The following is a 20,808-nucleotide window of genomic DNA, read 5'->3' on the forward strand; positions in this document are numbered from 1 at the left end:
AGGGCGTCCACCCCACGGGTGGACGCCCTTCGCCGTTCCTGCGTCCCGGTGCGTTCAGTGCGTCCGGGTCCTCGCGCTCACCGCGTCATTGCGGCGCAACGGGTCACGAAACGCTCGACGAGCTGCCCGCGGGTGAGCGGGGCGCCGAAACCCTCGAACGTGCCGTCGGGGAGGGTCCAGCCCTCGAACAGCTCCCCGTCGTGCCCCTCGTCGTGCTCGTCGTGCTCGCCGTCGCGGCGGCCGGGGGCCGGGTGGTCGCGCGTGGTGTCCATGCGCGTGCTCTCGGCACGGGCGCCGCCGGCCTGAACCCCCCGTGTGTGTACAGTCCGCCGGGTTCGATGAGCGCCCCGCGGGCGCGCGCGACGGGCACCGCGGGCAGGACGCCGGGAGGGCCGACGATGCCGCCGACCAGCACGACCACCAGCACCCCGACCGGCGGCGCCCCGGCGGGCCGGCTGGTCGGCTACGCGTACCCGTGGGACGTGCTGGGCGACGACGGTTTCGTGCCGCGCGCGCTGGCCCTGGGGCTGGACGGGGTGGCCCTGGCCGCGAGCTACCACTCCACCCGTGCGGCCACCCCGTGGCACCCGGCGCACCAGCTCGTGGAGGCGCCGCACGCGGCGCTGTACCGGCCGGTGCGGGAGCAGGCGTGGGCCGGCGCACCGCTGCGCCCCGCGGCGGGGGTGGTGCCGGACGGGACGGCCGACGCGTTCGCCGAGGCGGCCGGGCGGCTGCGCGCCGCCGGGCTGGAGGTGGACGCCTGGACGGTCCTGGCGCACTCCTCCCGCCTGGGCACCGAGCACCCCGAGGTGGCCGTCGTGAACTGCTTCGGGGACCGCTACTCCTACGCGCTGTGCCCCAGTTCGGCGCAGGTGCGCGGCTACTGCTCGACGCTGGCGGCCGAGGCGGTGCGCGGGGCCCCCGTCACCGGGGTGTCCCTGGAGGCGCTGGGCACCCTGGGCGTGACGCACAACGCCGCGCACGAGAAGACCGCCGGCGCGTTCGGCCCGGCGCTGGAGCGGCTGCTGTCGGTGTGCTGCTGCACCGGGTGCCGCGAGGCGTGGGCGCGGGAGGGAGCCGATCCGGGCGAGGTGGTGGCGGCGCTGCGGCGCGGCGTGCGCGACCTGCGGGACAGCGCGCCGGACGACGCGCGCGAGGCGGCCGACCTGATCGGCGAGGACGCCTCGCGGGCGGTGCTGGAGGTGCGGCACGCCTTCGCCGACGAGCTGCGCGCGCAGGTGCTGGCCGCGGTGTCGGCGGCCGCGCCCGGGCCGCTGCGCGTCACGATCCACGCGGCGGCGGACCCGTGGGCCACCGGGCCGAACACCGGGCTCGGCGAGCGGGCGCTGGCCGACCCGGCGGTCGACGCGCAGCTGCTGCAGGCGTGGTCGACGGCACCGGCCACGGCCGCCGCGGTGGCGGCGGTGCGCAACGCCGCGCGCGGCGGCGCCGGCGTCGGGGCCTACGTCACGGTGCTGGGCGCCGACCGCGACGAGGACCTGCTCGCGCACGTGGCGGCCCTGCGCGGGGCCGGCGCCTCCGAGCTGCACCTGTACCACCTGGGCCTGGCCGGGCGCAGGGGTCACGAGCGGATGGCGTCCGCCGCGCGGACGTGGCGCACGGCGGGCTGACCCCCGCGCCGCCGCCCCGGGCAACCTGCCCGGGGCGGCGGCGGTGCGTCAGTTCCGCTGACCCAGGGGGTTCTCCAGGAACGGGGCCCCGCCGACGCGGAACAGGTCCGGGGAGCGCACGTCCGGTTCGGCGCCCTCCCCGAGGACCTGCGCGGCGTGGTCCTCGGCGTCGTCGCGCGGGTCGTAGCCGATGGCCTCCCCCTCGGCGAGGCTGAACCAGCGGCGGGTGTTGCGGGAGATCCCCCACACGACCGCGTACCCGGGCGTGGTGTCGGTGACGGCCGCCTCCAGCAGGCGGGTGCCGTCGTCCGGGGACATCCAGGTCGACAGACCCCGCACGCCCAGGGTGGCGGGGTCGGGGAAGCACGTGCCGATCCGCAGGACGCACACCTGCAGCCCGTACCGGTCGCTGTACAGCCGCCCCAGGGCCTCGACGGCGGCCTTGCTCCAGCCGTAGTAGCTGTCGGGCCGCACCGGCACGTCGGCGGGCAGGTACCCTCCGACGGTCTCGTCGCGGGTGCGGTAGCCCACGGCGTGGTTGCTGGAGGCGAGCACCACGCGGCGCACGCCCCGGTGCACGGCCGCCTCCAGGAGGTTGCGGGTGCCGTCGACGTTCACCGCGAGCACCTCCTCCCAGGGCGCCTCCCGGCTGATGCCGCCGAGGTGGACCACGGCGTCCACGCCCTCCAGGGCGGCCTCCAGGGCGTCCGGCTCGGTGACCGACAACCGGGCCCACCGCACCGGGCCGGCGTCCGCGGCGACACCGGCCGGGACCGTCGGCGGCGGGTCGGGCACGTGCACGTCGGTGAGCGTCAAGGTGCGGCCGGGGGCGGCGAGGCGGGGACCGATGAGCGAGCCCATGTTGCCCGCGGCTCCGGTGACCAGGACGTGCCGGCCGGGCTCGGCGGCGCTCACGCGGCTCGCCTGCGGCGCGTGCTGGGCGACGGGGTGGGCATCGACGACCTCCTCGTGGAACCGGTGATCTCCGCAGCGTAGCGGCGCCGCGAGCCCCCTCCGACGGGTCGGTCCGGGTGCGGTTGCGGGGTCCGGGGGCCCCACCTAGCGTTCGCGAGGGGTCGAGCCGCGGCCCTCGGGGCGCGGTCCGCGCCGTTGATCCGGAGGGACCGATGACCCGATCCCGGGTGCCGGCCGCACCCCTGCCCGCAGCGCCCGCTCACGCGCCCGGCGCGTCCACGGGCGGCCTGCGGGTGCGGCGCTTGTGGGAACCGTCGCAGAAGGGCGCTTCGGCGCTGCGGCCGCAACGGCACAGCGCCACCGTCCGGCGGCCCGGGTCCAGTCGCTGCCCGTCCCCGTCCAGCAGCGTCGCGGGCCCGCGCAGCAGCAGCGGCCCGGAGGGGCAGACCGTGACGGTGACCTCCTGGGCGCGGGGGTCGGCCGGGCGGTCGGGGGACGCGGTCTCGGGTTCCACACCGGTCTTCCTACCCACCGGGGCGGCGACGCGCACGCGCGCACCCGGCCCGGCCGCACCGGGGGGAGCCGTGACACCCCCGCGCACCCGCACCGCCCGAGACGAGGACAGGACGCCCCGATGACCACGACCACCCCCGCCGACACCCTGGCCGTGACCCCCGCCACCACCTCCACCGACGCCGCCGCCACCACTCCCGCCGACGACCGCCGCGCGGCCGGGCGCCTGCCGCTGCCCCCGGCGCGCGGCGAGCTCAGCGCCGCGCTCCTGCGGTTCCTGCGCGCCGAGCCGGGCGCCCCCTCGGCGGTGCAGCTGCGCGCGCTGGCTGCGCGGGCCGCGGGTGCCGCCGACGTGCTGCGCGACGAGGACGTGCAGCTGTCGCTGGCCCTGCTGTACGAACTGCACTACCGGGGCGTCGAGGGCGTCGACGACCGCCTGGAGTGGGACCTGGGCCTGCTGGGCGTGCGCGAGGAGCTGGAGGGCCCGTTCGAGGCTGCCGTGCGCGAACTCGCCGAGGTGCCGGACGTGCCGGCGCAGGACGTGGCCGAGACGCTCTTCGCGATGGCCGCCGACGACGACGGCCCGGGTGTGAGCGCGTTCCTGCAGCGGCGCGCGAGCCTGGAGCAGGTGCGGGAGTTCCTGGTGCACCGCTCGATCTACCACCTGAAGGAGGCCGACCCGCACACGTGGGCGGTGCCGCGCCTGGCCGGCGGGCCGAAGGCGGCCCTGGTGGAGGTGCAGTCCGACGAGTACGGCGGCGGCCGGCCCGAGCGGATGCACTCGGCGCTGTTCGCCCGCACGATGCGCGCCGCGGGGCTGGACGACACCTACGGCCGATACCTGCCCTCGGTGCCGGCGAGCACGCTGGTGGGCACGAACGCGATGTCGCTGTTCGGGCTGCACCGCCGCCTGCGCGGGGCGATCGTCGGGCACCTCGCGGTGTTCGAGATGACGTCCTCGCTGCCCAACAAGGCGTACGGCAACGGGTTCCGCCGGCTGGGGTTCGACGCCGACGCGACGTGGTTCTTCGACGAGCACGTCCAGGCCGACGCGGTGCACGAGCAGATCGCCGGGCGCGACCTCGCCGGTGCGCTGGCGCGGCGCGAGCCGGGACTGACCGCCGACGTCCTGCTCGGCGCCGCGGCGTGCCTGGCGCTGGACGCGATCGCCGGCGAGCACCAGCTGGCCTGCTGGGAGCAGGGGCGCAGCTCGCTGCTCGAACCCCTGCCGTGAGCCCGGCCCCGGGCGCGCAGACCCCGGGCGCGGCGTACGTCGTCCCGCTGCGCTGGGACGGCCGTCCGGACGCGGAGGTCCGGGAGCTGGGGGCGTACCTGGCCTCGCTGCGCGACCTGGTGGACGTCACCGTCGTCGACGGTTCCCCGCCGGCGGAGTTCGAGCGGCACGCGGCGGCCTGGCGCGGCAGCGGCGCGCGGCACGTGCCTCCCCGGCCCTGGCCGGGCCGCAACGGCAAGGTCGCCGGCGTCGTCACCGGCGTGCTCGGCGCCCGTCACGAGCTCGTCGTCGTGGCCGACGACGACGTCCGCTACTCCCCCGCGGGACTGCGCGCGGTGCTGGACCTGCTCGCCGGAGCGGACGCCGTGCGCCCGCAGAACGTCTTCTCCCCCGCGCCCTGGCACGCGCGCTGGGACACCGCCCGCTCCCTGGTGAACCGCGCGTTCGGCGCTGACTACCCCGGCACGATCGCCGTCCGCCGCAGCACCTTCGAGACGATGGGCGGCTACGACGGGGACGTGCTGTTCGAGAACCTGCAGATGCTGCGCACCGTCGCCGCGGCCGGCGGGCGCGTCGTCGCGGCCTCCGGGGTGTACGTCCCGCGGCTGCCGCCGACGGCGCGCCACTTCGCCGGCCAGCGGGTGCGGCAGGCGTACGACGACTTCGCCCAGCCGTGGCGACTGGCGGTGGAGGCGTCCTGGCTGCCGCTGCTGGTGCTGGCCGCCCGCCGGGGGCGGGGCGCGGCCGCGCTCGCCGGCGGTGCGCTGACCGCCGTGGCGGTGGCCGAGGTGGGCCGCCGGCGGCACGGCGGCCGGGCGCACTACCCCGCGACGGCGGCGCTGTGGGCGCCGCTGTGGGCGGCCGAGCGGGCGGTGTGCGTGTGGGCCGCGATCGGCGCCCGGGCACGCGGTGGCGTGCGGTACGCCGGGAGCCGGGTGCCGCACGCCGCGAAACCGGTCGCGCCCGCGGGACGGGCCGACCGGGCCCGGGTCAGCGGGGCTGGGCCGGGTTCGTCGGCACGCCCTGGGACGGGGGGTTGATCGGCGGGGCGTCGGTGGCGCCCAGGTCCGGCCCCTGCGGTGCGGGCGCGTGCTCGGGCTGGGCGGCGGCGGGGTTCCCCCCGGAGGGTTCCGCGCCGGCGGCGAGCTGGTCGGCCCGGGCGCGCAGGACCGTGAGCACCGGCTCCCGCGCGCCGTGGGCCTCCTCGTACACGATGAGGTCGCCCAGCCCGGCCGCGTCCAGCGAGCGGATGCGGTCGGTGAGGGTCGCCAGCGGCAGGTGGTCGTAGTCCGGCACGGGCAGCGTCGAACGCTCGTCGTTGCTCACGGTGCTCCTTCCTCCGGTGGTGCGGAGCGGCCGCGCCCGGGGGCGCGGCCGCGATCGGCTCTCAGTGCTCCGACGCGGGCAGTTCCACGCGGCGCGGCAGGACCAGGCCGAGCAGGATCATGCCCACGGCCAGCACCAGGTGCAGCCAGTCGTCGGCGTTGTTCAGGGGCACGAAGTTGGCCTGGCTCTCCTCGGCGACGACGAGGCCGTAGATCCACAGCGCGGCGTACACGAGACCGCCGGCGATCAGGAAGCTGCGGGCGGCGCTGGCCGACTTCGCGGCGACGAGGCCGAGAACGCCGAGGCCGAGGTGCAGCAGGTTGTGCAGGATCGAGACCATGAAGATCCCGAGCAGCATGGCGTGCGAGTCGGGGCCGGCCCACTCGAGCTGGCCGTAGTTCGTGGTGATGCCGGGGATGAACCCGGCGATGCCGACGACGACGAACATCGCGCCGACGATCAGGGAGCCGACCTGCACCGGGGAACGGTGCGTGGATCGAGCGGTGCTGCTGCGGTTTCCGGTTCTGGTGGCCATCTCGAGTTCCTCCGGTTCACGGGCCGCGGTCGACGCGGTGCTCACGAGGCGCGTTCTCTCGGACCTCCCTCTCCACGGTAGGCAGGCGCGCGCGGGGAGCAACTCGGGCGGGATCACGTTCGGGTCACGGTCCGGGCCCGAGCACGGGTGGGGGTGGTGTCGCAGGGCGCTGGGAGGATGGCCCCCGTGAGCACCCCTGCCCGGACCACCGACCCCGCCGTCCTGACCCGCACCCTGACCGGCGCCGTGCGTGCGCTCGCCGCCGACGACGACGAGGGGTTCGGCCGGGCGGGCGCGGCGCTGGCGGCCTTCGACGCCGATGCGGCGCGCACGGTGCTGGGGCGGGTGCTGCGCGGTGCGCTGGAGGAGCTGCACCCGGACGGCCTGGACGCCGACGACCTGCGGGCCGTGGTGCTGCGCTGCGCACGCACGGCGCCGGCGTGGTTCACGCCCCTGGACCCGCAACTGCTGGTGCTGGCGCTGACCGGGGCGCTGGGCGAGCACCCGGAGGTCGCCGAGGTGCCCCGCGCCCCGCACGAGGCGGTGCTGCGGCACGCGCTCCTGCTGGTCGCCGACCTCGTCGCGGCCACCGGCAGCCCCCTGGCGCGACACCTGGAGGCGGCGCTGGCGGAGGTGCGGCGGGCGGAGACGGTGGAGATGCCCTGAACCGCTCCACCCGGAGCGGGGGCGCGCCCGGGGTTCCGCGGGACCGTTCACCCCGGGCGTTGACGCCACCCCCCGAACAGTGGTGCACTCGCTGCACGGCGATCCTCATACGTACGAGGATCGCCCGACACCCCTCGACACCGCCGTGGAGGACACCGTGCCCAGCAGCACCCGGCCGAGCCAGCGCGACATCGCCCGCCTGGCTCAGGTGTCGCAGGCCGCGGTGTCGCTGGTCCTCACCGGCAAGGCCACCGAGAAGGGCATCGCGGCGGCCACCCAGGAGAAGATCCGGGCCGCCATGGACTCCCTGGGCTACGTGCCCAACGCCGCCGCCCGGTCCCTGCGCGGGGGGCGCAACGGCCTGCTCGGGGTGCACACCTTCGAGCGGGTCTTCCCCGTGGCCGCGGACGACTACTACCACGAGTTCCTCGTGGGCATCGAGGAGCAGGCCGTCGCCGAGGGGCAGGACCTCGTCCTGTTCGCCTCCACCCAACTGCCGGACGGCACGCGCAGCGTTTACGGCCGCGGCTCCAACCGGCTGCGGCTGACCGACGGCGCGGTCGTCCTCGGTCGCGAGCGCAACGAGGAGGAGATGGAGCGCCTGGCGGTGGAGGGGTTCCCCTTCGTCCTGGTCGGCAACCGGTCCGGCGCGGTGACCCCCATGCCGTACGTCGCCGCCGACTACCCCACGGCCGTCACGGAGGTCCTGCGCGCGCTCGCCGGCGCGGGGCACCGGCGCCTGGCCTACCTGGGCATGGCCGCGCGGCGGCGGCCGCAGGAGGAGCGCCTGCGCGCCTTCCGCGCGCTCGTGCCCGACGCGGGCCTGGCGTGCTCGGCGCCGCACCTGGTCGAGGCCGGCACCGTCGCGGACGCCTGGGTGGGCCGCGAGCTGGGCGACGGGGTGACGGCCTTCGTCGTCGAGACCCCCGAGCACGCCGCCGAGCTGGCCGTCCTGCTGCGCGCACGAGGGCTGGCCGTGCCCGCGGACGTCTCGGTGGCGTGCCTCGACGTGCCCGAGCCCGGGTCCGCGGCGGACGGCTGGAGCCACGTCGGCGTGGCGCGCCGCGCGATGGGCGCCCGGGCCGTGCGCGTCCTGCTGGGGTTCCTGGACGGCGAGCTGCCCCGTACCCACGTCGACGTCGTGCCGTGCCTGCCGCTGCGCGGCAGCAGCATCGGCGCACCGCCCACCACCCGCTGACCCCTCCCGGAGGAGCGCCCCGCTCCCCCCGCCGCTCGCGACGACGCAAGCCTCATACGAAACAGGAGGATCCCATGACCACCTCGGCACCCCGCCGGCGCACCGTCCTCGGCGGCGCGCTCGGCACCTCGCTGCTCACCCTGCCCGGCTGCGCCTTCGCCGGCGACGACTCCGCCGAGGCCGGGGGGTCGGCGCCCTCAGGACCCGCCGACCACCTCGTCGTCTGGTTCCCCGGCACCAACCAGACGGAGATCGACCTGGTCACGCAGGAGATCGTGCCCGCGTTCGAGGACCGGACGGGCGCGACCGTGGACGTCACCTACCTCGACTGGGGCGACATGTCGACGAAGCTGAACGCGGCGTTCGCCGCCGGCACCGCACCGGACGTGTTCGGGCACGGACCGGCGGCCGTGGCCGACTTCGTCGTCAACGAGCGCCTGGAGGACCTGGGCCCCTACCTGGAGCGTCTGGACGCCGCCGACCTCGAGGACCTGGACGCGGCACTCCCCGGCGGCCGGGTCGACGGGACCCAGTACCTCGTGCCGCTGTCGATCCAGGGCAGCCTCGTCACCTACCGGGCCGGCGACTTCCGCGAGGCGGGCCTGGACCCCGACGCCCCGCCGTCGACGTGGGAGGAGCTGCTGGAGGTGGCCCGGCGCCTCACCGTGCGGGACGGCTCGGGCGCCACCACCCGCAGCGGTCTGCTGCTGATGAGCGACGCCATCGGACGGCAGCAGTCCTTCGCCGCACTGCTCGCCTCCGCCGGCGGTGAGCAGGTCAGCGGGTCCTCCCCGGCCACGGCCGAGTTCGACTCCCCGGCCGGCGTCACCGCCCTGGACTACTTCACGAGCCTCTTCCAGGGCGACCCCGCCGTGTCGGCCGACCTGGGGCAGAACTACTCCGACTCCCCCGTCGAGCAGCAGCCGCTCGTCACGGGCCGGGCGTCGATGACCATGAGCACCGCGGTCAGGGCGCAGTCGATGTACGACGCCCACCCCGAGCTGGACCTGCGGGTGATGCCGCCGCTGTCGTTCCGCGGCAGCGACCCCGGCGTCCTCGGCGGCGCCGGTCCCGGCTTGATGATCAACAGGGACTCCACCGCCAAGGACCTCGGCTGGGAGTTCATCAGCTACCTGCTGCAGCCGGAGACCAGCAGCCGCTACACGCAGGGCATCGGCGCGATCCCGCTGCGCGCGTCCTCCGTCGACGACCCCTACGTGCAGGACTCACCCGTCATGACCGCGTTCGTGCGGGCGGCCGACGCGTGGGTGCCCAACCCCAACGTCCCCGGCTGGGTGCAGGGCCGCGACACGCTGTCGCAGTTCCTGGAGCGGGCGCTGAACGAGCAGCTGAGCCCGCAGGACGCCCTGGCCCAGGCGGCCCCGGCCGTCGACGAGGTGCTCGCCAAGGCGGCCCGGGCGGGTGGAGCCTGATGGCGGCCGTTGCCGCCCCGGCCGCGGGGACCGCGGCCGCCGCCGCGCCGTCGCACCGGCGCGGCCGGCGCCCCCGCGGTCGCTGGATCGGCCTGGCCTTCGTCGCACCGGCCGCCCTCTACCTCGTCGTCTTCCAGTTCGTGCCCGTGCTGTACGGGCTGGCGCTGAGCTTCACGGAGTACTCCCCGCTCAGCCGCGGGGAACCACGGCCGGTGGGGTGGGCGAACTACGCGGCCCTGCTCGACGACCCGGAGTTCGCACAGGCGCTGCTGGTCACCGGCGAGTACGTCCTGATGGTCCTGCCGGTCACCGTCGCGCTCGCACTGGTGCTGGCGCTGCTGGCGAACCGGCCGTTCCGCGGCGTCGGCGCCTTCCGCTCCGCGTTGTACGTGCCGCACATCGTCTCCCTGACCGTGGTGAGCATGGTGTGGCTGTGGATGTACAGCCCCGACGGGCTGTTCAACGAGTGGCTGACCGGGCTCGGCCTGCCGGAGCAGCGCTGGCTGCTGCAGGAGGACACCGCCCTCGCGGCCGCTTCGGCGATGCGGGTCTGGAAAGCCCTGGGCAGCAACATGGTGCTGCTCCTGGCCGGTCTGCAGGGGATCCCGCGGGAGCTGTACGAGGCGGCGTCGATGGACGGCGCCGGCGCCTGGCACAGGTTCCGCTACGTGACGCTGCCGGGCCTGCGGCCGATGCTCACCTACGTGGTGGCCATGGACATCATCTACCTGTCGCAGGGCTTCGCCGAGATCTACGTCCTGACCCAGGGAGGCCCGCTCGGCTCCACCACCACGGTCAACTACCTCATCTACACCGAGGCGTTCCAGTACAACAGCTTCGGATCCGCCTCGGCCATGGCGTTCGTCCTGTTCGCCCTCATCGTGTCCTTCTCCGGGCTGGCCGTCCGGGGCGTCTCCGGGAGGAAGTCGTGAGCACCGCCACCGCTCCGGGCCGCACCGGAACCCCGGGCGCCCCCACCGCCGGCCGCGGCCGCGGGCCGACCCGGCGCCACACCGCGGCGACGAACGTCGTGCTGCTGGCGACGGCCACGGTCCTGGTCCTGATCCCCTTCCTGTGGGTGATCAGCCTGGCGTTCACGCCGAGCGAGGACGCCTTCGGCGCCCCGCAGCTCCTGCCCGAGAACCCGACCCTGCAGAACTTCGGCGCCGCCTGGGACGCGAACCTCGGGCGGGCCCTGTGGAACACCGCCGTCGTGACGGTCGTCGCCGTCCTCGCCAACGTGGTGTTCGCCACCGCCGCCGGGTACGCGTTCGCCATGCTCCCCTTCCGGGGCAGCACGGCACTCTTCTACGGCCTGGTGTCGACCGCAGCGATCCCGGTCTCCGTGACGCTCATCCCGCTGTTCCTCATGGCCAAGCAGTTCCCGCTGGCCGGCGGCAACGACCTTCTCGGCCACGGCGGCAGCGGGTTGCTGGACTCCCTCGGCGGCGTCGTGCTGCCGTACGTCATCGGGCCCATGAACATCTTCCTGGCCCGGCAGTACTTCGCCTCGGCCAACCCCGACCTCGCCGAGGCGGCCCGCATCGACGGCGCCGGGGAGGTCCGCATCTTCACGCGGATCTACCTGCCGCTGGCCAAGCCGCTGCTGGCGGTCGTCTCGATCTTCGCGTTCACCGGGGTGTGGGACGACTTCCTGTGGCCGCTGGTGGTGACCACCTCCGCCGAGACGCAGACCGTCCAGCTGGCCCTGGCCCGTTTCCTGGCCAGCGGCAACGTGCAGTACGGGCCGCTGATGGCCGGTGCCGTGCTCATCACTCTGCCGGTGCTCGCGGTCTTCCTGTTCAACCAGCGGGCGTTCGTCTCCGGCCTGACCGACGGGAGCGTGAAGGGGTGAGGACCCTCACCGCCGACCTGCTCGTCCTGGGCGGGGGCCTGGGCGGCGTGGCCGCCGCGCTGACCGCCACCCGGCTCGGGCGACACGTCGTCCTCGTCGAGCGCTCCGACTGGCTGGGGGGCCAGCTGACCACCCAGGCCGTCCCGCCCGACGAGCACCGCTGGATCGAGGGCGAGCACTCCTCCCCCGCCTACCGGCGGCTGCGCGAGCTGGTCCGCGAGCACTACCGGCGCGCCTACCCGCTGCGCCCGGCGGCGGCCGCCGACCCCCTGCTCAACCCCGGCCTGGGGTACGTGTCACGGCTGTGCTGCGAGCCCCGCGTCGCCGCCCTCGCGGTGGAGGAACTGCTGTCCCCGGCACAGGGTGCCGGACTGCTCACCGTGCTGCGGCGCACGGCCGCCACCGCGGTGCAGCGCGACGGCGAGCGCATCGGCGAGGTCCTGGTGCACGACCTCTCCGACGGCCGGCCCACCCGCCTGATCGCCCCGCTGGTCGCCGACGCCACCGAGCTCGGCGACGTCCTGGAACTGGCCGGGGTGGAGCACGTGGTCGGGGCGGAGTCGCGGGCGCGGACCGGTGAGCCGCACGCCCCCGACGTCGCCGACCCGCTGGACCAGCAGGCGGTCACCTGGTGCTGCGCCCTGGAGCTCCGCGCCGGGGAGGAGCACGTGGTCGAGCGCCCCGCCGGGTACGAGCACTGGCGCGACACGCACGACCCGCGCTGGCCCGGGCCCCAGCTGTCCTTCGACGACGTGGTGCCGGAGACCCTCGCCCGGCGCACCCGCCCGCTGTTCGCCGCCGACCCGGTGCTGGGCGAGCGGCAGCCGCAGCGCGACCTGTGGCAGTACCGCCGCCTGCTGGCCCGCGCGCAGCTGGACCCCTCCTTCCGCGGCGGGGAGGTCACCTGCGTGAACTGGCCGCAGACCGACTACTGGGAACTGCCGTTGCTGGGCGTGGACGGCGCAACCCGCGAGCGCGCGCTGGCCGGCGCCCGGGACCTGACGCTGTCCTTCGTGCACTGGCTGCAGACCGAGGCGCCGCGCCACGACGGCGGGACCGGGTACCCGCAGCTGCGGCTGCGCGGCGACGTCACCGGGACCGCCGACGGCCTGGCCAAGGAGGTGTACGTCCGCGAGGCCCGGCGCATCGTCGCGGAGCGGACCGTCACCGAGCTGGACGTCGGCCGCCTGGCGCGCGGCGACGGCGCCGGGTCCGCGCAGTTCACCGACTCCGTGGGCACCGGCTACTACCGCATCGACCTGCACCCGTCGACTTCCGGGCGCACCTACGTGGACATCGACTGCTTCCCCTTCCAGGTGCCGCTCGGTGCGCTGCTGCCGCGCGACGTGGTCAACCTGCTGGCGGCGGCCAAGAACATCGGCACCACGCACGTCACCAACGGCGCCTACCGCCTGCACCCCGTGGAGTTCACGATCGGCGAGGCCGTCGGAGCGCTCGCCGCCTACTGCGCGGAGCACGGTGCAGCCCCGTCGCAGGTGCGTGCCGACCCCACCCACCTGGAGCGGTACCAGGGGCTGCTGTCCGGCACGCTCGGCGTCCCGCTCGCCTGGCCCGAGGAGATCCGCCGGTTCTCCGCCACCCACGACGTCGCCCACGTCACCGTCCCCGCCTGAGGAGAGCCAGTGCACCGCAGCACCGATCGACAGGTCCGCCGGCCGGACGTCCTCGTCGTCGGCGGTGGGACCGGGGGCGTCGCCGCCGCCCTGGCCGCCGCCGGCGCCGGCGCCCGCGTCCTGCTCACCGAGGAGACCACCTGGGTCGGCGGGCAGTTCACCAGCCAGGCCGTGCCGCCCGACGAGCACCCGTGGATCGAGCAGTTCGGCGCCACCCGCAGCTACCGGCGGCTGCGCGAGGGGATCCGGCAGCACTACCGCACCTGGTACCCGCTGCGGGCCGACGCCGCCCGCCGTCCCGACCTCAACCCGGGCGCCGGCCGCGTCAGCAAGCTGTGCCACGAGCCGAGGGTCGCGCTCGCCGTCCTGCACGCGATGCTGGGCCCGCTCGTGGTCGCGGGGCGCCTGGAGGTCGCCCACCGCACCCGGGCCCGCGCGGTGCACGTCGACGGCGACCGCGTCACCGCCGTCACGCTCACCGACCTCGACACCGGCGCCGAGCGCACCGTCGAGGCCGCCTACGTCCTGGACGCCACCGAGGGCGGCGACCTGCTGGCCCTGGGCGGTGTCGAGCACGTCAGCGGTGCCGAGGCGCGCTCCGAGCACGGCGAGCCGCACGCCCCGGACGTCGCCGACCCGGCGGACCAGCAGGGCATCACGGTGACGTTCGCGGTCTCCCACCACGCCGGGGAGGACCACACCGTCGAACGCCCGCGCGACTACGGGACCTGGCGCAGCTACGCCCCCGCGCACTGGGGCGGGCCGCTGCTGTCGATGACCGCACCGGACCCGCGGACCCTGGAGCGGGTGCAGCGCACCTTCGCGCCCAACCCCGACGAGGACCCGCTGACCGAGCGGGCGGACCAGTCCAAGGACCCCGGCGACAAGGACCTGTGGCGCTTCCGGCGACTGCTCGCCCGCGGCATGCACGAGCCCGGCGCCTTCGACTCCGACGTGGTGCTCGTCAACTGGCCGATGAACGACTACTGGGAGCTGCCGTGGGCCGTCGACGACCCGGCGGCGCGCGCGGCGGCCGAGGACGGCGCCCGCCAGCTGTCGCTGTCGCTGCTGCACTGGCTGCAGACGGAGCTGCCCAACCCCGACGGGTCCACGGGGCTGCCGGGCCTGCGGATCCGCCCCGACGTGACGGGGACCCCCGACGGCCTGGCGATGGCGCCCTACGTGCGCGAGTCGCGCCGGATCCGGGCGGTGCGCACCGTCACCGAGAACGACGTCGCCCTGGACGTCGTCGGCCCCGGCGGCGGCACCCGCCACGAGCAGCCGGTGGGGGTGGGCAGCTACCGCATCGACCTGCACCCCTCCACCGGCGGGCGCGGCTACGTCGACGTCGCCAGCGTGCCGTTCGAAATCCCGCTCGGCGCGCTCCTGCCCGTCCGGGTGGAGAACCTGCTGCCCGCGGCGAAGGACCTGGGGACCACGCACGTGACCAACGGGTGCTTCCGGCTGCACCCGGTGGAGTGGAACGTCGGGGAGGTCGCCGGGCACCTCGCGGCCTTCGCCGTGCGCACCGGCCGCACGCCGCGGCAGGTGCAGGCGTCCGCGGAGGCGTTCGAGGAGTTCGCGGCCGTCCTGGACCGGGCCGGCGTCGAACGGCGCTGGCCCGACCTGAGCGGCTACTGACGGGGTTCGACGAACAGCTCCAGCCCCCCGCGCGGGCGCAGCGAGACGAGCGCCTCGACCTGCGCGCGGCGGCCGGGCACCGGGCGCACCGCGCGGTCGCGCAGCAGCGCCGCCAGGACGAACACCTCCTCCACCAGGGCCAGGTCGCGGCCGATGCACTGGCGCGGCCCGGCGCCGAAGGGCGCGTAGGCGTCGCGGCGGGGGGCGTCCAGGAACCGCTCGGGGCGGAACTGCTCCGGGGCGGGCCAGGCGCCCGGGTGCCGGTGCAGCGCCCAGGTGCTGACGATGACGAGGGTCCCGGCGGGCACCGGCACCCCGGCCAGCACGTCGTCGGCCAGCGCCCGCCGCGTGATCACCCACGCCGGCGGGTACAGCCGCAGCGACTCGTCCACCACGGCGCGCGCGTAGCGCAGCCGGGGCAGGTCCTCCCAGCGGGGTTCGCGGGCGGCGCCGGGCGGGCCCAGCACGGCGGCCAGCTCGGCCTGCAGGCGGCGCTGCGCGGACGGCTCGCGCGCCAGCAGGTCCAGCGTCCACGTCAGGGAGGAGGCCACCGTCTCGTGGCCGGCGACGACGAACGTGACGAGCTCGTCGCGCACCTCCTGCGGGCCCATCCCGGCGTTGAGCATGAGGGCGACGACGTCGGTGGCGTCCGGGGCGACGCCCCGTGCCCGGCGCTCGGCCAGGACCCGCGCGCACACCTCGTCGATCTCGGCCACGGCCGCGGCCAGCGCCCGCCGCGAGCGGGTGGGCCAGGACGCCGGCACCGGCGAGGCCGCGCGCGCCACCACCAGCTCCAGCGCCTCGCCCACCGCGTCCACCAGCCGCGGCGCCACCCCGGACAGGTCCGCGGCGGCCAGGGTGCGCCCCACGACCTCCAGGGAGGCGCGCGAGACGGCGCCGACCACGTCCAGCGCCCGTCCCGGCGGCAGGGCGTCCACCTCGGCGCGCAGGGCGCGCGCGGCGCCCACGGCGTGCTCGGCGACGGCGTCCAGGGAGCCGTGGTGGAAGGCCGGTTGCAGGGTGCGCCGGTGCGAGCGCCAGGTGGGGCCGTCGCCGGCGAGCAGGCCGGGCCCGGTGACGGCGGCCAGCGCCGTGTACTGCACGGTCGCCTTGCCGTAGCCGCGGGCGTTGTCCACCAGGACGCGGCGCACCCCCGCCGGGTCGTTGAGGACCAGCACGGGGGTGCGCGGCAGGGGGACGGCGGCGGTGTCGCCGTAGCGGCGCACCAGGCCGGCGAGGAACTCGTGCGGGGCGCGGCGGATGGCGGGCACCGAGCGCACCATCTCCCACGGCAGCGGGCCGTCGGTGTCCAGCGGGGTGTAGCGGGCGTTGCGGCGCGCCGCCCCGGCGCGCCGCGGGGCCGCGGGGCTCAGAGGTAGAGCCCGGTCTGGCCGTCCTCCACGCGCGGGGCGGCGACGGCGTGCAGGTCGCGCTCGCGCAGCAGCACGTACCCCTTGCCGGCCAGCTCCACCTCGGCCTTGTCCTCGGGGTCGAACAGCACCCGGTCGCCGGTCTGCACCTGCCGCACGTGCGGGCCCACGGCCATCACCGACGCCCAGGAGAGCCGGCGCCCCACGGCGGCCGTGGCGGGGATCACGATGCCCGCCGACGACTTGCGCTCGCCGGTGTCGTCGGCGGCCACGAGCACGCGGTCGTGCAGCATGCGGACGGGCAGGCGGGAGTCGTCGGCGGGCGTGCTCACGCGCCGAACGGTAGCGCCCCCGCAGCCGGGCCGGCTCGGGGGCGCTGCTCGCCGGCGGGGTCAGCGGCGCCTGCTGCGCACCGCCCGCACCACCAGCAGGGTCGTCACGCCCAGCACCGCGGCGCCCACGGCCGCCAGGCGGCCCGTGCGGGGCGACCCGTCGGGCGCGGTCGCGAACGCGACCGCCTTGCCGCGCGCGGCCGCCAGGGCCCGCGCCTTGATCGCGTCGGGCTGCAGCCGGTCGGTCAGCTCGTCGAGCGTGCCCGCCAGCTGCGCGCGCCGCAGCTCGATCTCGCGCTCCAGGGCGCGCGGGTCGCTCGTGGTGATCTCGGCCTTGCCGTCGCTGGCCGTCACGGCCACCTCCTGCCCGTCGCACGGGTCTGTCCAGCCGGGGACGCGTGCCGCCCCGGCGCCGGTTGTGCGCCGGCCCCGAAGGGGTCCGGCCGTCCGCCGAACCGTACCGGAGGTGCCCGCCGCGGACCCCCCGGGCGCACCCCTCGGCTCACCCGGTGCGCGCGGTCGCCGTTAGCGTGCGCGCATGAGCGCCCGACTCGCCGCCGGCGACCCCGCCCCCGACTTCACCCTCCCCGCCCACGACGGCAGCACCGTGACGCTGTCGCAGCTGCGCGGCGAGCACGTGGTCGTGTACTTCTACCCGGCCGCGATGACGCCCGGCTGCACGACGCAGGCGTGCGACTTCCGCGATTCCCTCGACGCGCTGAACGCCTCCGGCTACCGGGTGCTGGGCGTCTCGCCCGACCCGGTGGCGAAGCTGGCGGCGTTCGCCGAGCGCGACGGCCTGACGTTCCCGCTGCTGTCCGACACCGGCCACCAGGTGCTCGAGGCCTACGGGGCGTGGGGGGAGAAGACGAACTACGGCCGCACGTCGGTGGGGGTGATCCGCTCCACGGTCGTGGTGGGCCCCGCAGGTCGCGTCGCGCTGGCGCAGTACAACGTCCGCGCGGCGGGTCACGTGGCGAAGCTGCGCCGCGACCTGGGCCTGGACGCGGCCTGAGCGGCGGCGGGGGCCGGTCGCTGGGCTAGGCTCTCCGGGTCGCGAGCGGGAGTGGTGTAACTGGCAGCCACGCAGGATTTAGGTTCCTGTGCCTCCGGGCGTGCGGGTTCGAGTCCCGCCTCCCGCACCGTCGTCGCCGCGCAGGGGTGTGCGGTGCCGCCACCCCCGCCCCCGCCCCCGCCCCGTGGTCACCCGGCGCTCAGGCGACCGACCCGGCCCGCTCCAGCAGCCGCCCGGTGTAGCGGGCGATCTCCCGCGGTCCCGAGCGGGGTGCGGCGGCGTCCACGGCGGCGTTGTAGTTGGTGTTCGTGTTGACGTCGTAGGTGACGACCCGGCCGTCGACGGTGGTGATCGACTCGATGCCGGCGACCTCGATGCCGTTGCGCCGCAGGAACTGCGCGTAGCGCTCCAGCACGGGGTGGTCGAAGCCCTCGTGCAGGGAGAAGATCGTCTCCCCCGGTTCCTGGGCGACGGTCGCGCCCGGCGGCAGCACGGGCCGGCCGGTGTCGGGGTCGACGGCGCACGCGTCGGCCGGGCACAGCTGGAAGCCGCCGCGCGCGGTGTCGGCGCGCAGCGCGTACAGGAACTCCCCGCCCACGAACTCCGCACGGGTGACGCTGTCGTCGGCGGAGGCGATGAACTCCTGCAGCAGCCACACCCCGTCGAACGGCTCGTCCAGCGCCCCGGAGGCGAGGGTGTCGGCGAACTCCTCGTAGCCGGAGAACCGCGCCACCCCCAGGCCCTTGCCGCCCTGGGAGTGCTTGGTGACGAACGGGCCGCCCAGGTCGGCGGCGAACCGCCGGGCCGCCGCGGCCAGGTCCGCCCCGACCACGGCGACGGTCCGGGGCACGTCGATCCCGGCCGCCGCCAGCGCCGTCAGCTGCGCGACCTTGCTGAGCTCCAGCTCCAGCACGGCCCGCCCGTTGACGGTGCGCGCCCCCGAGGCCTCCAGCCACGACAGCACCGCGCGGGTGTGGGCCACCGAGCTCGCGTGCCCGCGGGTGTGCGCCGACGCGGACATGCGCGACCACCACACGCCCGGCGCGGGCGGCTCGGCGAGGTCGAGCACCCCACCGTCCAGGACGTGCTCGACCAGCGGCACGCCCTCGGCGGCGAACGCCGCCGCGAACGGGGGCATCCACTCGGGGTTCTCGTGCAGGACGTGGACGGCGGGTTCACGGGAGGCGCTCACGCCCCGATCCTGCCCCCGCGGCGCGGAGGCGGGCGACCCGCCCCCTCAGGCCGGCAGCGGGGCCACCACGACGGGCGTCGTGGTGGGCTGCTGCGACCCGCCGGCGGGTTCCACCGACAGCCCCAGGCCGGTCGCCGAGCCGAGGTCCTCGACCAGCGCCACGGCCGGGCCGTCCTGCCCGCCGGCCTGCGGCATCACCGCGCCGGGGGTGACGCCGTGGTCGTGCACCAGCCACAGCTGGTAGGCGTGCCCCTCCCCGGCCGCGGGCAGGCCCGCGGCGATCACCGCGGCCCGGTCCCCGGCCCGCACGACGGTCGCCGTGCCGCCGGAGGAGACCTGCACGGTGACGCTGTCCCCCGAGGCCAGCAGGGCCGCCACCTGCTCCAGCGTGCTCTCGGCGGTGCGCTGCTGCTCGCGCCGGGCCTCGGCGACCTGCCGGGCTCGTTCCGCGTCGCCGCGGGCGTCCAGCGCGACCCCGGCACCGGTGGCCGCGACGAGGACGCCGGCGGCCGCCACCAGCGCGCTCCAGCGCGAAGGAGCGCCACGGCGCCGGCGCCGCACCTCCAGGGAGGACACCGGGGCCGTTCCCGCGGGGGGCTCCTGCGGCGTGCGGGCGATCGCCGCGAGCACGTCCGCGCGCAGCCGGGCCGGCGGTGGGACGGCCGAGGCCGCTCCCAGCCGCGACGCCGTCTCGCGCAGCCCGTCGGCCTCGCGGCGCTCCTCGGGCCGCCGGCGCAGGCGATCCTCGTAGCCGGCGCGCTCCTGACCGGAGAGGGCGTCCAGCGCCCACGCGCCGGCGAGCGACCCGTCGTCACCCGGGACCGGGCCGGCGCCGGGCCGGCGCTCCCGCTCCTCGTGCTCGCTCACGACCGCACCCCCATCGCGTCCCGCAGCTTCAGCAGGGCGTCGCGCAACCTCGTCTTCACCGTGCCCAGCGGCAGGTGGAGGTCCTCGGCGATCTCGCGGTGCGTGCGCCCGCCGTAGTAGGCCAGGTCCACGGCCTGGCGCTGGACGGGGCTGAGGACGTGCAGGGCGCGCTGCACCTCCTCGTGCTCGAGCAGCACCTCGACCTCCTCGCTGACGCTGTCGTAGGCGGACACCTCCCCGGCGCCGTAGCGCTCGTCGCGCAGGGAGCCGGCCCGGCTGGAACGCACCCGGTCCACCGCGCGGCGGTGAGCCATCGTCACCACCCAGCCGCGGGCGCTGCCGCGGCCCGGGTCGAAGCGGGCAGCGGTCCGCCACGCCTGCAGGAACACCTCCTGCACGACCTCCTCCGACTGCGCCGGATCGCGCAGCACCCGCAGGACCGTGCCGTGCACGGCCGCGGCCGTCGCGTCGTAGAACGCGGCGAAGGCGGCCTGGTCGCCGCGGGCGGCCGCGGCCAGCGCGGTGTCCGCGTCGCCGGGCTCCGCGGCGCCGGCGGCGCGGGGGCGGGAGGTGGTCATCGACCCCACTGTCCCACCCACCCTCCCCCCGCGCACGAGCCGGACACCGCGACCTCGCACCGCGACCGTCAGGCCGGGGGCATCAGCACCGAGTCGACCAGGTAGACGGTCGCGTTCGCGGTCTGCACGCCGCCGCACACGACGTTCGCGCCGTCGTCCACCGTCAGCGACTCCGGCTCACCGGACACGGTGACCTCCGCGCCCTGCAGGGTCGTGTGGGTGCCGACGACCTCCTCGGGCGTCAGCTGCCCCTGCACCACGTGGTAGGTGAGGATCGACTGCAGCGTCGCGCTGTCGGTCTTCAGGGTCTCCAGCGTCTCGGCCGGGACCTGCGCGAAGGCGTCGTCGACGGGCGCGAACACGGTGTACTCACCGTTGTTGAGGTCGTTGACGAGGTTCACGTCGGGGTTCAGCTGCCCCGACACCGCCGCGGTGAGGGTGGTCAGCAGCGGGTTGTTCGAGGCAGCGGTGGCCACGGGGTCCGCGGCCATGCCGTCGACCGACGCAGGACCGGACGAGTTCGCGGCGGCGTAGTCGGCGCAGCCCGGGCCGACGGGCCCGGTCATCGCCGCGGTGCCCGTCGACTCCGACGCGCTGGGCATCGCCGAGTTCGACGACGAGCTGCTCGACGAGCCGGCCATCGCCTCCTCGCCGGCGGTGGTGGTCTCGCTGCTGCCGCAGGCCGCCAGGCCCAGCGTCGCGGTCGCCACGACGGCCATCAGGGTTCCGTTGCGCTTCACGGGGTTCCTCCCTCAGTGGTTTCCAGCCGGAGTTCCCGGCCGGTCGTTCACCAGGGGTTCGGAACCACGCGGCCCGCGGATGGGGGGAGTTTCCGTCCTCCCCCGATCGGACCAGTGCGGCTCCCGCGCTCGG

Annotated in this window: 23 protein-coding genes and 1 tRNA gene; 12 read left to right on the top strand and 12 right to left on the bottom strand. The window is 76.1% G+C overall.

What is annotated here, in order from left to right; all coding sequences use genetic code 11:
• Positions 1–77: 77 nt before the first annotated feature.
• Positions 78–272 carry a hypothetical protein gene (locus ACRYR8_RS02430; RefSeq protein WP_432482487.1) on the bottom strand — a complete coding sequence of 65 codons (195 nt, stop codon included), beginning with the start codon at positions 270–272 and terminating at the stop codon, positions 78–80.
• 126 nt (positions 273–398) lie between these two features.
• Between ACRYR8_RS02430 and ACRYR8_RS02435 the strand changes: the two genes are divergently transcribed.
• Entirely contained in the window at positions 399–1,631 is a 1,233-nt protein-coding gene (locus ACRYR8_RS02435) for a hypothetical protein (RefSeq protein WP_432482488.1), read from the top strand.
• 48 nt (positions 1,632–1,679) lie between these two features.
• Here ACRYR8_RS02435 and ACRYR8_RS02440 read toward each other — a convergent pair whose 3' ends face one another.
• Both ACRYR8_RS02440 and ACRYR8_RS02445 read right to left on the bottom strand, forming a co-directional pair.
• Positions 1,680–2,546 carry an NAD-dependent epimerase/dehydratase family protein gene (locus ACRYR8_RS02440; RefSeq protein WP_432482489.1) on the bottom strand — a complete coding sequence of 289 codons (867 nt, stop codon included), beginning with the start codon at positions 2,544–2,546 and terminating at the stop codon, positions 1,680–1,682.
• A gap of 259 nt (positions 2,547–2,805) precedes the next feature.
• On the bottom strand, positions 2,806–3,060 hold the full coding sequence (locus tag ACRYR8_RS02445; RefSeq protein ID WP_432482490.1) for a CDGSH iron-sulfur domain-containing protein: 255 nt from the start codon (positions 3,058–3,060) through the stop codon (positions 2,806–2,808).
• 120 nt (positions 3,061–3,180) lie between these two features.
• On the opposite strand from ACRYR8_RS02445, the gene ACRYR8_RS02450 reads away from it, so the two are divergent.
• Positions 3,181–4,293, top strand: a complete 1,113-nt coding sequence (locus ACRYR8_RS02450) for an iron-containing redox enzyme family protein (RefSeq protein WP_432482491.1) — start codon at positions 3,181–3,183, stop codon at positions 4,291–4,293.
• The gene (locus ACRYR8_RS02455) at positions 4,290–5,333 is read left to right on the top strand and encodes a glycosyltransferase family 2 protein (RefSeq protein WP_432482492.1); all 1,044 of its coding nucleotides are present in this window, start codon (positions 4,290–4,292) and stop codon (positions 5,331–5,333) included. Before ACRYR8_RS02450 ends, ACRYR8_RS02455 begins: the two co-directional genes overlap by 4 nt.
• Here ACRYR8_RS02455 and ACRYR8_RS02460 read toward each other — a convergent pair.
• The gene (locus ACRYR8_RS02460) at positions 5,284–5,619 is read right to left on the bottom strand and encodes a DUF8129 domain-containing protein (RefSeq protein WP_432482493.1); all 336 of its coding nucleotides are present in this window, start codon (positions 5,617–5,619) and stop codon (positions 5,284–5,286) included. The two genes, ACRYR8_RS02455 and ACRYR8_RS02460, sit on opposite strands and share 50 nt — an antisense overlap.
• Before the next feature lie 61 nt (positions 5,620–5,680).
• Positions 5,681–6,154 (bottom strand): DUF4383 domain-containing protein, encoded by a 474-nt coding sequence (locus ACRYR8_RS02465; protein ID WP_432482494.1) that lies wholly within the window; start codon positions 6,152–6,154, stop codon positions 5,681–5,683.
• Positions 6,155–6,340: 186 nt separating this feature from the next.
• Here ACRYR8_RS02465 and ACRYR8_RS02470 point away from each other — a divergent pair, with 186 nt between their 5' ends.
• The 7 genes from ACRYR8_RS02470 to ACRYR8_RS02500 all read left to right on the top strand — a co-directional run bounded on the left by ACRYR8_RS02470 (position 6,341) and on the right by ACRYR8_RS02500 (position 14,581).
• The gene (locus ACRYR8_RS02470; protein ID WP_432482495.1) at positions 6,341–6,820 is read left to right on the top strand and encodes a hypothetical protein; all 480 of its coding nucleotides are present in this window, start codon (positions 6,341–6,343) and stop codon (positions 6,818–6,820) included.
• A gap of 157 nt (positions 6,821–6,977) precedes the next feature.
• Complete coding sequence (locus ACRYR8_RS02475; protein WP_432482496.1) at positions 6,978–8,018, top strand: LacI family DNA-binding transcriptional regulator; 1,041 nt, start codon at positions 6,978–6,980, stop codon at positions 8,016–8,018.
• A gap of 74 nt (positions 8,019–8,092) precedes the next feature.
• Positions 8,093–9,451, top strand: a complete 1,359-nt coding sequence (locus ACRYR8_RS02480) for an ABC transporter substrate-binding protein (RefSeq protein ID WP_432482497.1) — start codon at positions 8,093–8,095, stop codon at positions 9,449–9,451.
• Positions 9,451–10,383 (top strand): carbohydrate ABC transporter permease, encoded by a 933-nt coding sequence (locus ACRYR8_RS02485; protein ID WP_432482498.1) that lies wholly within the window; start codon positions 9,451–9,453, stop codon positions 10,381–10,383. The genes ACRYR8_RS02480 and ACRYR8_RS02485 overlap by 1 nt, the downstream gene beginning before the upstream one ends.
• Entirely contained in the window at positions 10,380–11,306 is a 927-nt protein-coding gene (locus ACRYR8_RS02490) for a carbohydrate ABC transporter permease (protein WP_432482499.1), read from the top strand. The genes ACRYR8_RS02485 and ACRYR8_RS02490 overlap by 4 nt, the downstream gene beginning before the upstream one ends.
• Positions 11,303–12,940 (top strand): FAD-dependent oxidoreductase, encoded by a 1,638-nt coding sequence (locus tag ACRYR8_RS02495; RefSeq protein ID WP_432482500.1) that lies wholly within the window; start codon positions 11,303–11,305, stop codon positions 12,938–12,940. The genes ACRYR8_RS02490 and ACRYR8_RS02495 overlap by 4 nt, the downstream gene beginning before the upstream one ends.
• Positions 12,941–12,949: 9 nt before the next feature.
• Positions 12,950–14,581, top strand: coding sequence for an FAD-dependent oxidoreductase (locus ACRYR8_RS02500; protein WP_432482501.1), 1,632 nt, complete (start codon positions 12,950–12,952; stop codon positions 14,579–14,581).
• Here ACRYR8_RS02500 and ACRYR8_RS02505 read toward each other — a convergent pair.
• The 3 genes from ACRYR8_RS02505 to ACRYR8_RS02515 form a co-directional block, all read right to left on the bottom strand.
• Positions 14,575–15,954 (bottom strand): cytochrome P450, encoded by a 1,380-nt coding sequence (locus ACRYR8_RS02505; RefSeq protein WP_432482618.1) that lies wholly within the window; start codon positions 15,952–15,954, stop codon positions 14,575–14,577. The two genes, ACRYR8_RS02500 and ACRYR8_RS02505, sit on opposite strands and share 7 nt — an antisense overlap.
• A complete protein-coding gene (locus tag ACRYR8_RS02510; protein ID WP_432482619.1) occupies positions 15,951–16,244 on the bottom strand; it encodes a GroES family chaperonin in 294 nt (97 codons plus the stop codon). The genes ACRYR8_RS02505 and ACRYR8_RS02510 overlap by 4 nt, the downstream gene beginning before the upstream one ends.
• 99 nt (positions 16,245–16,343) lie before the next feature.
• Positions 16,344–16,637, bottom strand: a complete 294-nt coding sequence (locus ACRYR8_RS02515) for a DUF3618 domain-containing protein (RefSeq protein WP_432482502.1) — start codon at positions 16,635–16,637, stop codon at positions 16,344–16,346.
• A 184-nt stretch (positions 16,638–16,821) separates the two neighbouring features.
• Between ACRYR8_RS02515 and bcp the strand changes: the two genes are divergently transcribed.
• Positions 16,822–17,298: a thioredoxin-dependent thiol peroxidase gene (gene bcp, locus ACRYR8_RS02520; RefSeq protein WP_432482503.1), complete on the top strand. Its 477-nt coding sequence runs from the start codon at positions 16,822–16,824 to the stop codon at positions 17,296–17,298.
• A gap of 45 nt (positions 17,299–17,343) precedes the next feature.
• Positions 17,344–17,425 (top strand) — tRNA-Leu (locus ACRYR8_RS02525).
• 72 nt (positions 17,426–17,497) lie between these two features.
• On the opposite strand, the gene ACRYR8_RS02530 is transcribed toward ACRYR8_RS02525, so the two are convergent.
• From ACRYR8_RS02530 to ACRYR8_RS02545, 4 genes are all read right to left on the bottom strand, one after another.
• Positions 17,498–18,436, bottom strand: a complete 939-nt coding sequence (locus ACRYR8_RS02530; protein ID WP_432482620.1) for an ATP-grasp domain-containing protein — start codon at positions 18,434–18,436, stop codon at positions 17,498–17,500.
• Positions 18,437–18,535: 99 nt separating this feature from the next.
• Positions 18,536–19,357, bottom strand: coding sequence for an anti-sigma factor (locus ACRYR8_RS02535; RefSeq protein WP_432482504.1), 822 nt, complete (start codon positions 19,355–19,357; stop codon positions 18,536–18,538).
• Entirely contained in the window at positions 19,354–19,935 is a 582-nt protein-coding gene (gene sigK / locus ACRYR8_RS02540) for an ECF RNA polymerase sigma factor SigK (RefSeq protein WP_432482505.1), read from the bottom strand. The genes ACRYR8_RS02535 and sigK overlap by 4 nt, the downstream gene beginning before the upstream one ends.
• Before the next feature lie 68 nt (positions 19,936–20,003).
• A complete protein-coding gene (locus ACRYR8_RS02545) occupies positions 20,004–20,654 on the bottom strand; it encodes a fasciclin domain-containing protein (RefSeq protein WP_432482621.1) in 651 nt (216 codons plus the stop codon).
• Positions 20,655–20,808 lie beyond the last annotated feature (154 nt).

It is taken from the genome of Kineococcus esterisolvens (assembly GCF_050871405.1).
GTDB lineage: Bacteria > Actinomycetota > Actinomycetes > Actinomycetales > Kineococcaceae > Kineococcus.

Bases quoted from the DNA above. Each gene is read 5' to 3' on its own strand.
- bcp (WP_432482503.1), top strand. From the start codon at position 16,822: ATGAGCGCCCGACTCGCCGCCGGCGACCCCGCCCCCGACTTCACCCTC.
- ACRYR8_RS02480 (WP_432482497.1), top strand. From the start codon at position 8,093: ATGACCACCTCGGCACCCCGCCGGCGCACCGTCCTCGGCGGCGCGCTC.
- ACRYR8_RS02530 (WP_432482620.1), bottom strand. From the start codon at position 18,436: ATGCCCCCGTTCGCGGCGGCGTTCGCCGCCGAGGGCGTGCCGCTGGTC.
- ACRYR8_RS02465 (WP_432482494.1), bottom strand. From the start codon at position 6,154: ATGGCCACCAGAACCGGAAACCGCAGCAGCACCGCTCGATCCACGCAC.
- ACRYR8_RS02450 (WP_432482491.1), top strand. From the start codon at position 3,181: ATGACCACGACCACCCCCGCCGACACCCTGGCCGTGACCCCCGCCACC.
- sigK (WP_432482505.1), bottom strand. From the start codon at position 19,935: ATGACCACCTCCCGCCCCCGCGCCGCCGGCGCCGCGGAGCCCGGCGAC.
- ACRYR8_RS02435 (WP_432482488.1), top strand. From the start codon at position 399: ATGCCGCCGACCAGCACGACCACCAGCACCCCGACCGGCGGCGCCCCG.
- ACRYR8_RS02545 (WP_432482621.1), bottom strand. From the start codon at position 20,654: ATGGCCGTCGTGGCGACCGCGACGCTGGGCCTGGCGGCCTGCGGCAGC.
- ACRYR8_RS02430 (WP_432482487.1), bottom strand. From the start codon at position 272: ATGGACACCACGCGCGACCACCCGGCCCCCGGCCGCCGCGACGGCGAG.
- ACRYR8_RS02485 (WP_432482498.1), top strand. From the start codon at position 9,451: ATGGCGGCCGTTGCCGCCCCGGCCGCGGGGACCGCGGCCGCCGCCGCG.
- ACRYR8_RS02510 (WP_432482619.1), bottom strand. From the start codon at position 16,244: ATGCTGCACGACCGCGTGCTCGTGGCCGCCGACGACACCGGCGAGCGC.